Below are 12352 nucleotides of genomic sequence, written 5' to 3'. Positions count from 1 at the left end.
CCATTTCTACTACAATGACCAGAAAGCTACTGATGACAAGGTACGGTTCAATGCGATGCTTGACCGCCTTGAAAACAACCTGGTAAATGGCACTCCTGATCCGGAAGATACAAAGCTGTACCAGAAGTACTTTACAATACATGAGACACCAGTAAGAGGAAAAGTTTACTCATTCAATGAGGATGCTATACGTAAGGCTGAGCGTAACTATGGCTATTTTGCTCTCATGACCAATGGCATCAAGGATCCTGTTGAAGCACTGCGTATATACAGGCTGAAGGATCTTATCGAGAAGTCCTTTGGTAACCTCAAAGAGCGCCTTTCAATGCGCAGGATGTCTGTCGCATCAGAGGAAAACTTTGAAGGCAAGCTCTTCGTGCAGTTCATAGCACTGCAGCTGATGTCTTATATCAAAAAGCAGATGGATGAAAATGGCCTGTTCAGCGACTACACAATGCAGTCACTGCTTGACGAGCTGGATGTCATCGAATACTACCAGCAGCCCGGCAAAGCCCATCATCTGTCTGAAATAACCAATAAGCAACGTAAGCTCTATGAGCTTATGGAAGTTCCTGTACCTACATAATCCTTGGTATAAAATGACGGGACTTTAGGTGATAGGTTATTTTCACGGATTGAGAGGAGACAATCATGAGGACATTTTACCCAAGAAATGCAATAAGAATTGCGGCTTCAGAACCACATCCCAAGGGTACAGAATATAAAGTATCTATTGGAGATGAAGAGTGGGAAGGAGGTATATTTCACTCTGTTATTAAAGTGCAGATGGTGTACGACGGAAAGGTCGCTGGTCGCAAGAGCCCTTCTTATCCTGTTGGAACCAATGATTATAAAAGGGTAAGTGATGCTATTCGACTGTTAATGGAAGATAATAAATAGAAGAGGCTGCTATGGAAGCTAAGAACTATGGAATAATTGCAGGTATTGAAGAAGAAATTCGTGTTATCCAGTATGCTGATGGCTTTTCTTTTGACTTTATAAATGAAAATAAGGGGCGCGTTTCTATTACACCGCAGAAAGGCTTCATAAGAACAAACACAATGAGCGGAGAAGATCTACTCATTTTTAAGAAAGAGCCTTTTGAATTAGGAAATGGACTTTGCCACTATAATTCAGATATTTATGTTTTAGGTAAAGGGACTGATAATCAAGAGTGTGTAGGCATAAGGTTTACTGGCGGAATACTTGCTAAGCTGTTTATTCCCAATAGACTTGAAATGGACATGGAAGATGGCGAGTATAGAATAAAATGTCACGATGATTCGATTAATCATGTTTTTTCAATAAGAGATAAGGAAATCCATTTACATATAGAATCTCATATTACAGAGAGACAGGGTATTAGTGGCAGGGTGCTGGATAATACTGTTACAAGTATGGAGATAACAATACCTGGCGGAGTAGGAATGGATGAGGTTGTACCTCTTTATAACGCTGTATTAAAGATGTGTCAGTTTCTGACATTTAGAAAAAATATTGCATTTGATGAAATTGCCTTGCTGAAGAATGAAACCTATGGCGAGCATCAATTTGTTACGGATTATGCCGAGTTGCATGTTTTGAACAGGTTTAGAACTCAAACAGAAAAGGATTGGCTCAGGTGCATAAGTTTTGAAAATCTTGGAAACTCAATAGCGCCATTGTTTAAGATGATTTATGATGAGAAAGAAAAAAGGCCTTATTTTTCATTGGATTTTTTGCCGGAAGAGGAGGATGATGTTTTATGGATCACTCCTGACAGAATCAAGAAAATATGCACATGCCTAGAATGTGAGGCTGCACTTCATAAGATTACTGCAGAGAATAATCCTGCTTTTCAAAAGCTTATTGATGATGTTAGAAAGCTGGTTGAAGAACATGCTCAAAGTGAGAATGCACTTCAGCCCAAGACGTATGATCTTATAAGAGGTAGTATCAATCATTGGGATCTGGCAGCTGGGGATAAGATAAAGGCTTTGCTTCACATGTATGCTGAAATTATGATTCAGCCAGCTTGTTTTACTGGTAGTATTAAGGCTTTTGAGGATTGTATTGATAGATTTGTTAAATTTAGAAATACAACGACTCATGGAAATTATATGAAAGTAACGGGTGAACTTGCTGACACGGCAGCTAATCTTATGAATCTTATTTATATTAGCAGATTGGATCGAATTGGTGTGCCAAGAAATGTTATAAAAGATAGGATATGCGCTGGAGTTGTGTACCGGTAGTGCATAGGAGAGGATATAGTACATGAAATTTGATTTAAAAAAGTATCTTGGGGAAGCAACTGAATATGATAAAAAGGAAATGCTCGAAGAAAAGGAGCCTATCAGCTGGCTTAAAAGCGTAGTTGCTTATGCAAATACTGACGGAGGGGCGTTAATATATGGCGTTGCTGATGATGACACGGTAGTTGGTCTTGACAACCCTAAGTACGTTGCAGACAAACTCAGTGAATTTATAAGGAACAGAGTTGATCCAAGCCCTGAAATACAGCTTTCTTTTGAAACCGTAAAGGATGAGGATGGTATTGAAAAGGTATTGGTCATTCTTTATGTACATCCGGGATCAGAAACCCCATATTTTTACAAATACAAGGGCGAGATGGTGGCATTTACTCGTGTTGGCAATTCCAGCATGAAAGCAGATGCTGTAACAATCCGAAGACTTTCTCTTAAAGGCAGTAATAAGTCTTGGGATTCACTCGTCTCTGAATATAGTATGAAAGATTTCAGCTTTTCAAGATTGAAGTCTTTATATCATGCCAGGACAGGGAAAAGTTTTGAAGATGATATGTTTCAATCCTGGGAGATATGCAATGCAGATGGCAGGATTACTAATGCAGGACTTCTTTTGTCAGATGATTGTCCAATCAAGTATTCTAGGCTTTTTTGTACCAGATGGACAGGAAATAACATGTCAGGTGGATCGTTTGATGCTGTAGACAACGCAGAATATCAGGGGAATGTATTGGCACTTCTTGAGGCTGCTGAGGCATTTGCCAAGAAACATAATCACCTGAAATGGAAGAAGCTTCCAAATTCACGTATCGACCTGCCTGATTATATAGAAAGACCTATTCACGAGGCATTGGTGAATGCACTTGTACACCGTGATTACATGGAAATCGGAAGTGAAGTACATCTTGATATCTTTGATAATAGGATAGAGATTACATCTCCGGGAGGGATGGTTGAAGGTCTTCCTATTCAGAAAAGGGATCTTTACCATATCGCTTCCAGAAGACGTAATCCATATTTGGCAGATATCTTTCACAGATTGCAGCTCATGGAGCGTTCTGGTAGTGGAATTAAGGAAATCATGAATGATTATAAGGCATCAGCTAACATAACGGAGGACCGTTTGCCTGCATTTTTCTCGGATGAGTCTGATTTCAATGTTACTTTCTGGAATCTTAATTATGGAATAGACACAGAAAGTAGCGTAGAAGTATCGGATAAAGTATCGGATAAAGTATCGGATAAAAGTATCGGTAACGCTAATCTAAGCGATACAGAAAAACAAATACTCAGTCTGATTAAAGAAAATAGTGCTATTACACAAAAAGAATTGGCTTCTCGCATTGGAATATCTGAGATTGGAATCAGAAAAGCTATGGCCAAGCTCAAGAAAGATGGTATTATTACGCGTGAGGGGTCACCCAAAAAAGGAAGTTGGAAAATAGGGATATGATGAGTTGTTGACAACCAGTTTTGTAATTAGAAGTGATTATTTATCCGCCAAATCTATGAATTATATGTAGATCTGGCGGATGTTTTTTATTGCTGGTCTTCTGGATTGTATACATCATTTAAAAATCCATAGCGCCCATTATTCCTGTCGTGAGTAAAAATAATCGTGTGTATTCCAGCTTGTTCATCTTCTTCTGGGATAAATGGCATACGTTTCTTTTGCTCTACGAATATAATCTGGCGTCCATGTTCATGTTTTATTAGATATTCTATGAAATTCTGCTTTATGGTTTCGTTTTGCTCTTTGTAATCCGACTCTGAAAGCTGTGTCAAAGAAGAGTCGACAGCAAAAAATCCTGGAGCGTGGCGGTTTAGTTCAATCAGATAGTTACTCATGGTTAAAGCAGTGATGGTGTTGAGAATACCACAATTACCGCCACCACTGCAAACAGATTTCTTAAGTTTATTGATTTCAATATCAAAATTATCCATGTTAAGGCGGGCGGTTTCTGCGCCGCCAAATCTTGACTCTTTTAATACTTGACGTAACCTTTCTTCAAATCCATGAATAAGCTGAGCGTTATAGTCGTCTTTTATATGATATTCTGTTTCTTTGGGAATTTCCTGAGTTTCTTTTTCGTATAATTCATTCCTTAACTCGGCTTCTGCTTTTCGGATTAAGGCAAGTTCGTCTGATAAGCGGATATATTTAAGGTGGGTTTCAAGTTTGTTCTGGAAATTCGCTAATCGTGGTTGCAACTGCTCTGAGATAAGATTATCAATATTTGAACGTTTTTCCTCTAGTGAATTTATTGTGGCAATGAGATTCTCTTCTTGGTTATCTATGCTTTCCTGTGCATAATCCAATTCATTAAGGTTTTGCTTGATTTTGTGTAGCTCTGCAGCTGAGGATACTATTATTGAAGAATCCATTTTATTATCGGTTTCAGTGCCGCAGATTGGACACATGACTTTTGCTGCGTTCGTATCAGTATTAGATGCACAATCAACAATAAAACCTATTCTCTTTATATCTGACTGATATTGTATACGTAGATTAGAAAAGCTCTGTTTTACAGTCCTGGCTTCGGAAAGTTTGCCATTTAACTGATATATTTCTGACATGAGATCATGACTTTGCTGCGTGGCATCGTTTATCATACTCTGTATTTCTGCGATTTGTTGACGGAGCTGATCAATATTTATATATGAATCAGTTTCTTGGGCTGAGGATAGTTCTTTTTCGATTTCTGTACGTCTGGTCACGGCATAGTTGACCTTATCAATTAGGTAATCAACCAATGCCTGGCGTTTCCCTTCGGTAATCTTGGGATCTTCTAAAGTTGAGAGGTTCGTGGCATCTTGCCCTGTTAAGAGGAATAATAGCGCTGCTAATGAAGTTGTATCACCAAAACCACCAGGAGCTAATAAAGGAGAGCTTTCCCTGGTAACATCAGCCTGCTTTATAAAGAATAGATGAAGAATGCTTCTCCAGGTAAGGGTTTGTGTACGATTTCCTCTTTGGGCGGATCGAATCTTGTGTTCTTCATTTATGCCAAGTAAATGCAGATATATTGAGTTAATGTTGCTTTTTGCATTATGATTTGTGCTGTAGTATCCAGGTGTGAATTTGGCACCGCTTACATATATTCTTGGCTCACCGATGGTTCTTGTGAGAGTCAGCTTTCCCGATGAGGTTGATAGGATCAGAGTGACTTTTTCGTATCCATTATTATTATCTACGATTTTTGAGGGGTGATCCTTGCTAGGGTAAAATCCAAATACGTAGTCTATGCATTCCATTACAAGACTTTTTCCAGTGTTAGAAGGACCAAGAATGAAGTTCACGCCGGGTTTGAACTCGATTACAGAATCTTCATGACCTTTGCCTGATACAATTAGTCTATCTATGTAAAATCTTTTCATAGCTGGTCTCCTTCATGCAATGATAATTTGGTGACACGTATAATCTCACGGTTCATTGCTTTAGAACTTATATTATCAAAGCGTTGTATTACGGCTTTTATAGCAATAGAATACTCCTTGGCATAGCTATTCCTGATTTTTTCGCAGCGTTCCTTTCCAGTATCTGAGATAGTATAAGTAAATCCCGAATCTCTTGTATTCATGCATAATAACCTGTTTAATACCAACTGTCTTACTGCACAAGAAACTATTGGTTTTCTTGCAGAATACTCGCTAAATCTATAGTTGCCATATCCGTGTAAATTCTCATCTAAAAGTTCAAAATCTGCAGCATATACAGCTATAAAATCAATTGCTGCGATTTGTGATTCGTCTAATTCAATGTCAGGTAAGCAGTTCATCAAAATAAGAATTCTTTGAGACATTTCGAATGTTGAGCCAATAACTGAATCATTATTCATCTGTTTTGTTCCTTGTTCCTTTTACCCATTTTATTCTTCCATCATTTACAAGGTGATGGCATACACCTTTTAATATTGTCTCGCTGATCCAATATGGAGACGAACTAAGAAGATAGCTTTGTACTGGAACTTTAACAGCTTGTTCCATCACGGAAAGCATTCTTTCATATCCATCTGGATATTTTTTTCTGGCAGTATCTTTTACGCCGTTGTATGTTGAGTCTTTTAGTACATCAAATTGATTTGTTAAAGACGGTACTTTGAGCTCCTGGACGCCTCGCCTAATTGATTCGGCAGCGTAATAGTCTACACGCCTTTCGTCAAGATCTTCTTCATATTCAGGATATGAAGTCAGATCATTTTTTGTAAATGAAGTTAAATTCTCAGCATCTCCATAAGCTTTGTATAGTTCTTCTATGTATGGTTTCTCTTCTTTGCTATACGCTGATGGAACGTTGACTTCTTTGGGGCGTGGTAGCTTTTTTATCTTGGCTTCAATGTCTGCAATCAGGTCATAATCAATTTCACTTATGTTCTCATGACTATCAGATACGGTTTCGTTATTAATTATATTTATCAGAATTTGTTCTAAAAGATGTGAGCATTCTCTATAAGGATTGTCACATGACAGACCGTGTGCAGTTAGCCATTCACAAACTGTGTCTATGGAATCATTTTCAAATATTACCTGATCAAGCCAATTTTCAAATTTATCAATATCCCGGTTACTGTAGATGTACTTTGCGTATTTAGTAAGAAGGTTGCGAGAGCCTTTTACAAAACGATATTGAGTATCTGGTTTTAAGTTAAGTGGAGCACATGCTTCTATAGCTCCATTCTTGACAAAATTGCCTATCATTTGCGTGAAATATTCCGCCTCGTCTATTCCGTTTGAAAGAAAGGGATACAACCCTAAAGCATATTCAGAGAATGTCATAAAGCATCTGCCTCCAAATTTAGTATGACATTTTTGTCCACAAGCGTCCGAGAGCGTCCGTCCTGTCCGATTTTTTTGAGGGGTGTTTTTGTAAAATTCAGATGTAGGGGAAGGAAGTATAGAGAAAATGCTTACTTTCTTCACTAAACCAAAGAACAGGAAGTGATACTTTCTTAATTAATAATTTTATCATTGATGATTTTATAGCTCAATAAAATCGTCGATAAAACGTATTTGCTGAATGTACTTACTTCCACAAAACAATCTCATTGCCTGAGATGGCCATTAAGGATGGTGGGATGCATAAGGAAAGATATAAACGTAACTGTGTTTATCTTCCAGAGCATCCACTGTTACTTGCTGCGCCATCTCATTTTGTTTGCAGGAGTCGGTGGATTGATATCGGCTCCTTTTGCATCCTACCGCTGATAGTTCCAGGCGGAAAGGACAGCGTATGAAAAGTGTATTAGTACCGAAAAACAAATTCGGCTTATTTGCCGACAAATGTGGAGTTGCAAAAGTTGACAGCCTAACTATAGCTGAGGCTTTTGAAAAGGATCATCGTAATGTGATCAGGGACATCAGAAATCTTGATTGCTCCGAAGAATTCCGCCAGCTCAATTTTGAGCTGACCATTTATACTGATGCGCAGGGGAAAAAGCGGCCTTGCTATAACTTGACTCGAGATGGGTTCACGTTTTTAGTCATGGGATATCGCGGCGAGAAAGCGGCTCGGTTCAAAGAGGCTTATATTAATCAATTTAATGAAATGGAGCAGTTTATTAAGTGCTTGTTGGAGGCAAGATCGGAGTTTCCCCTACTTACGGCTAATATTCAGCTGATTAAGGAAAATCCAAAGCCATATCACTTTTCCAATGAATGCGACATGCTCAACAGGATTGTTCTTGGAAGAACTGCTAAGCAGGTTAGAGAGGAACATGGCTTAAAGAAAGGCATCAGCATCAGACCATATCTCACAAATGAGGAAATCGAAGCTATCGACCAGCTTCAAAGAGTTGACATCGGACTTCTTATTTCAACACCGGATTTCCAGCAGCGTAAACAGTATTTGGAATGGTATTACATGAAGAAGTTCCAGTGAGGAGGTGCAGCATGGCGTTGAAGATCAGAGATACAGACCTACTTAACAGCTATAAAAAGGCACCTGCTGAGAAGAGGCTGTCAATCATGTTGGAGTATTACCCGGTTTTTCCGGGTATGCTCCGCAAGATTGAGAAAAAGACGGAGTACAAGATCAAGTCTGAGCAGGAGCGTATGAGAAGCCGTAGCCGAGGTGAGTTGGGAGTCCGGGTTCAAACATCGACTGTCAGTGATACCACAGCCAATGAAGCTGTAGCAAATGTGGCGTTGGAAGAAGCTTTTAAAACCGGCGAAGTATCCAAGGGGCTACTCAAAGGCATCGAGAATGCACCTGAATTTGAGGAGACCATAAGGATGGTAAGCATTATGAAGATGGATTTTGAGCTGCTGGAAGATATTTTAAGTGGTTTTGGCAGAGAGGATTCCATCATCATCAAAAAACACTTGTCTGAGGGGAAATCCTACAGAGTTATAGCCGAAGAAGAGGAGTGTTCTACGGACTCTGTCAGAAGAAAGTTTACGAGGATACGAGAAGAGATATCTGAAGAGATTATTGATTGTCTGAGAATAAATTGCAGCGGAGGTGAAGAATGCTAAACCTTATAACAGATAAAGAATACAAGGAGTCTGAGTTTTATAAGAAAGAACAGGCTCAGATAGTACCCATAAAGGATAAGGTGGCATTGACTATCAGGGAAGCTGCTGAGTATAGCAATATCGGCATCAACAAGCTTGAGAGCCTGCTTAGATCACCAAGATGTCCTTTTGTTTTATATGTTGGGAAAAAGAAGCTTGTTAAGCGTAAGGAATTTGAAAAATATATTTCGGATAACGTTGAGATATAATCGCTGAAAATGCGATAAACTCGGGCTTTACAGCCTATAGAAAAAATGAAACAACATTGCAAAGAAGCCCTAATTAGTGTACAATATACTCTGCTAATTTAGGGCTTCTTTAACTTAGAAAGGAGCCTACAATGGGTAAAGATCTCAAAGGAAAGGAGCTTGGAGAAGGAATTGTTCAGCGAGCTAATGGAACATACCAAGCTAGGTTCGTTGATAAATTCGGTAAAAGAAGACAAAAGAAATCCAAGAAACTACAGGAAGTACGACAGTGGCTTGCTGATGCTACTTATATTGATGAACACAGTGACTTGGACCAGGCTTCGGATATGCTTGTAGATGCCTGGTTTGATTATTGGATAAGTATCAAGAAGCAGACAGTAAGACCCAATACGGTAAGAAACTATTCAGAACGATATGAACGCAATATTAAGGACATTATTGGAAGTAAGCTTTTGACAGAAGTTAAACCGATTCATTGTCAGAGGATTTTTTCCAAGATGGCTGAAGAAGGCTATAAGACGACTACAATCTATCAGACCAGAATAGCACTTTACAACATGCTTGAATTTGCCAGAGAGAATGATGTTCTCATCGCAAATCCCTGCAAGAAATCAGTAAAGAGTGATATGGGAAAGCCTTCTGATAAGAAAGAAGCCCTTACTATTGATATTCAGAAGAAGTTTCTCGAAGCGGTAGTTGGTTACAGCTATGAGAATCAATATCGTTTTGTGTTACAGACTGGGCTTCGTACCGGAGAGCTGATAGGCCTTAAATGGAGTGATATCGATTTCGAGAATCGTACCATGAAGATTGAGAGAACGATGGAGTTCCGTTATAAGGTGGGTGAGTGGAGAGTAGGACCTCCTAAGAGTAAATCAGGTTATAGAACTATTCCTCTTACTGATGAAGCAATCCGCATCCTGGAGAATCAAAGAGTAAAAAATAAGAGCTTAAAGCTCGTACCGATGGAGTGGAGAGATATAGTCTTTCTTTGCAGAAATGGCACACCGGTCAAGAACAGTACTTATGATACAGGACTTTTTAAGTATTGTGACCGCGTAGGTATTCCTCATTTTTCAATGCATGTGCTCAGGCATACATTTGCTACAAGATGTATTGAGGGAGGAATGAAGCCTAAGACACTGCAGAAGATTTTAGGTCATTCCAACATTGGTATCACAATGAATCTATACGTTCATATAACGGAAGATGAAAAACATAGAGAGATTGATCTTGTGGCTGACGCGTTAAAAGTGGTATAAAACTTGATGCGAAATAAAAACAGATGGTGCCCGTTGTGGTGCCCGGTCGAAATCGCAAAATGCGCAAAGCCCATAAAATAAAGGAAATTTAAGGAGATATAGAATATTATGAAACTAGGAATCGTCGGGCTTCCGAACGTAGGAAAGAGCACACTTTTTAATTCACTTACAAACGCAGGGGCACTTGCAGCTAACTACCCCTTTGCAACCATAGACCCAAACGTTGGTGTTGTTGCAGTACCGGATAAGAGACTTAAGCTCCTTGGAGATCTTTACCACTCCAAGAAGGTTACACCAGCTACCATCGAGTTCGTTGATATCGCAGGACTTGTTAAGGGAGCATCTAAGGGTGAGGGACTTGGAAACCAGTTCCTTGCAAACATCCGTGAGACAGACGCCATTGTTCACGTTGTAAGATGCTTTGATGATCCTAACGTTGTACACGTTGACGGATCTGTAGATCCAGCTAGGGATATTGAGACAATAAACCTTGAGCTTATTTTTGCTGACCTTGAGGTTCTTGAGAGAAGGATCGCCAAGGTTGCCAAGCTTGCCCGCATGGACAAGAGCGCAGCAAAAGAGCTTGAGATATTAGAAAAGATCAAGGCTACCCTTGAAGATAACAAGATGGCCAGCGAACTTGAGCTTGACGATGAGGAAGATAAGGCCTTTGTAAACAGCCTTGACCTTCTTACCTGGAAGCCTGTTATTTATGCAGCCAATGTTAAGGATGATGACCTTGCAGACGATGGTGCTTCAAACCAGTACGTATCAGCTGTCAGAGACCTTGCTGCCAAGTCAGGAAGTGAAGTGTTCGTGATCAGTGCTCAGATCGAAGCTGAGATCTCTGAGCTTGATGAGGATGAGAAGGCAGAGTTTCTTGAGAGCCTTGGTCTGACCGAGTCAGGTCTTGATAAGCTCATCGCAGCAAGCTACAGAACTCTTGGACTTATGAGCTTCTTAACCTCAGGTGAGGACGAGACAAGAGCATGGACTATCAAGATCGGCACTAAGGCTCCTCAGGCAGCAGGTAAGATCCACACTGACTTTGAGAGAGGCTTTATCAAGGCTGAGGTTATTAATTATGAAGATCTCTTAAGAGAGGGCTCCATGTCAGCAGCCAAGGAAAAGGGCCTTGTCCGTATGGAAGGAAAAGAGTACGTGGTTCAGGACGGAGATGTGATCCTTTTCCGTTTCAACGTCTGATATAGCAGGGCAATTTCGAGTCTGTAAGCAGGGAGGATTTTATGCCAGATATAATGGGGAAGATGGATATAGCCTTTCCACACCTAGGGCTATATCTTAAGGATGTACCCAAGAGCTTTTCAGTTTTTGGATTTTCAATAGCCATGTACGGCGTCATCATTGGTCTTGGTTTTTTGGTAGCTCTTTTGATCATATCAAGAGTTGCAAAATGGTCAGACCAGAACCCTGATGATTACTGGGATTTGGCAATTTATATAATCATTTTTTCAATCGTGGGTGCAAGGCTCTACTATGTTATCTTTGCCTGGGATTATTACAAGGATGATCTTCTTTCAATCTTTAACACCAGAAATGGTGGCCTTGCCATCTACGGCGGAGTTATAGCAGGATTTACAACTCTGTTTATCTACTCAAGGATCAAGAAAAAGAACTTTTTCCTCCTTGGGGATACCATAATGTTTGGCCTTGTGTTTGGCCAGACCATGGGAAGATGGGGCAATTTCACAAACAGAGAGGCCTTTGGTGAGTATACCGATAACCTCTTTGCCATGAGACTTCCTGTTGAGATGGTGCGCTCTGGAGAGATCACAGAGCTCATGAAGGCCCACATGTCTGATGCTACCAACTATATTCAGGTAAGCCCCACATTTCTTTATGAGAGTTTGTGGAACCTGTGTCTGTTTATTTTGATGCTTCTGTATTTCAAACATAGGAAGTTTGTTGGCGAGAACATTCTTTTGTACCTTGGAGGCTATGGCCTTGGAAGAGCGTGGATTGAGGCCCTTAGGACGGATCAGCTTAAGATCCCTGTAGTTGGCCTTCCAGTATCGCAGGTCCTTGCTATCTGCCTTGTGATATTTGCAATTGTTACTGACATAATAGTTAGAATTCGGCTTAAGAAAAAAGCGTAAGGAGC

13 protein-coding genes are annotated in these 12352 nt (G+C 39.9%); 10 read left to right on the top strand and 3 right to left on the bottom strand.

The genetic code is table 11. The annotated features are described in order from the left end of the window. The 4 genes from J6I68_RS09635 to J6I68_RS09620 all read left to right on the top strand — a co-directional run. A partial coding sequence (locus tag J6I68_RS09635; protein WP_330622480.1) for an IS1634 family transposase occupies positions 1–586 on the top strand: 586 nt, incomplete at its 5' end. A 65-nt stretch (positions 587–651) separates the two neighbouring features. Further along, on the top strand, positions 652–900 hold the full coding sequence (locus J6I68_RS09630) for a hypothetical protein (protein WP_292219970.1): 249 nt from the start codon (positions 652–654) through the stop codon (positions 898–900). Between the two features lie 11 nt (positions 901–911). Further along, positions 912–2234 carry a hypothetical protein gene (locus tag J6I68_RS09625; protein ID WP_292219969.1) on the top strand — a complete coding sequence of 441 codons (1323 nt, stop codon included), beginning with the start codon at positions 912–914 and terminating at the stop codon, positions 2232–2234. 22 nt (positions 2235–2256) lie between these two features. Continuing rightward, on the top strand, positions 2257–3699 hold the full coding sequence (locus tag J6I68_RS09620) for an ATP-binding protein (RefSeq protein WP_292219968.1): 1443 nt from the start codon (positions 2257–2259) through the stop codon (positions 3697–3699). A gap of 86 nt (positions 3700–3785) precedes the next feature. On the opposite strand, the gene J6I68_RS09615 is transcribed toward J6I68_RS09620, so the two are convergent. Genes J6I68_RS09615 through J6I68_RS09605 form a run of 3 tightly spaced genes read right to left on the bottom strand, consistent with a single transcriptional unit; the run spans position 3786 to position 7022 of the window. Continuing rightward, entirely contained in the window at positions 3786–5624 is a 1839-nt protein-coding gene (locus J6I68_RS09615) for an AAA family ATPase (RefSeq protein WP_292219967.1), read from the bottom strand. After that, positions 5621–6085, bottom strand: a complete 465-nt coding sequence (locus tag J6I68_RS09610; RefSeq protein ID WP_292219966.1) for an ABC-three component system middle component 2 — start codon at positions 6083–6085, stop codon at positions 5621–5623. Before J6I68_RS09610 ends, J6I68_RS09615 begins: the two co-directional genes overlap by 4 nt. Further along, positions 6078–7022, bottom strand: coding sequence for an ABC-three component system protein (locus J6I68_RS09605; RefSeq protein ID WP_292219964.1), 945 nt, complete (start codon positions 7020–7022; stop codon positions 6078–6080). The genes J6I68_RS09610 and J6I68_RS09605 overlap by 8 nt, the downstream gene beginning before the upstream one ends. A 454-nt stretch (positions 7023–7476) precedes the next feature. Here J6I68_RS09605 and J6I68_RS09600 point away from each other — a divergent pair, with 454 nt between their 5' ends. From J6I68_RS09600 to lgt, 6 genes are all read left to right on the top strand, one after another. Then, positions 7477–8124 carry a Rha family transcriptional regulator gene (locus tag J6I68_RS09600; protein WP_292219962.1) on the top strand — a complete coding sequence of 216 codons (648 nt, stop codon included), beginning with the start codon at positions 7477–7479 and terminating at the stop codon, positions 8122–8124. A gap of 11 nt (positions 8125–8135) precedes the next feature. After that, positions 8136–8720: a hypothetical protein gene (locus J6I68_RS09595; RefSeq protein ID WP_292219960.1), complete on the top strand. Its 585-nt coding sequence runs from the start codon at positions 8136–8138 to the stop codon at positions 8718–8720. After that, positions 8714–8968, top strand: a complete 255-nt coding sequence (locus tag J6I68_RS09590; protein WP_292219958.1) for an excisionase — start codon at positions 8714–8716, stop codon at positions 8966–8968. Before J6I68_RS09595 ends, J6I68_RS09590 begins: the two co-directional genes overlap by 7 nt. Before the next feature lie 131 nt (positions 8969–9099). Further along, positions 9100–10230, top strand: a complete 1131-nt coding sequence (locus tag J6I68_RS09585) for a tyrosine-type recombinase/integrase (protein ID WP_292219956.1) — start codon at positions 9100–9102, stop codon at positions 10228–10230. Positions 10231–10338: 108 nt separating this feature from the next. Then, complete coding sequence (gene ychF, locus J6I68_RS09580; protein WP_292219955.1) at positions 10339–11436, top strand: redox-regulated ATPase YchF; 1098 nt, start codon at positions 10339–10341, stop codon at positions 11434–11436. Between the two features lie 41 nt (positions 11437–11477). Beyond that, positions 11478–12347 (top strand): prolipoprotein diacylglyceryl transferase, encoded by an 870-nt coding sequence (gene lgt / locus J6I68_RS09575; protein WP_292219954.1) that lies wholly within the window; start codon positions 11478–11480, stop codon positions 12345–12347. Positions 12348–12352 lie beyond the last annotated feature (5 nt).

The sequence above is a fragment of the Butyrivibrio sp. genome (genome assembly GCF_017940685.1).
Lineage (GTDB): Bacteria > Bacillota > Clostridia > Lachnospirales > Lachnospiraceae > Butyrivibrio.
Note: the sequence above shows the minus strand (reverse complement) of the source record. Positions and strands in the feature narration are given on the sequence as shown.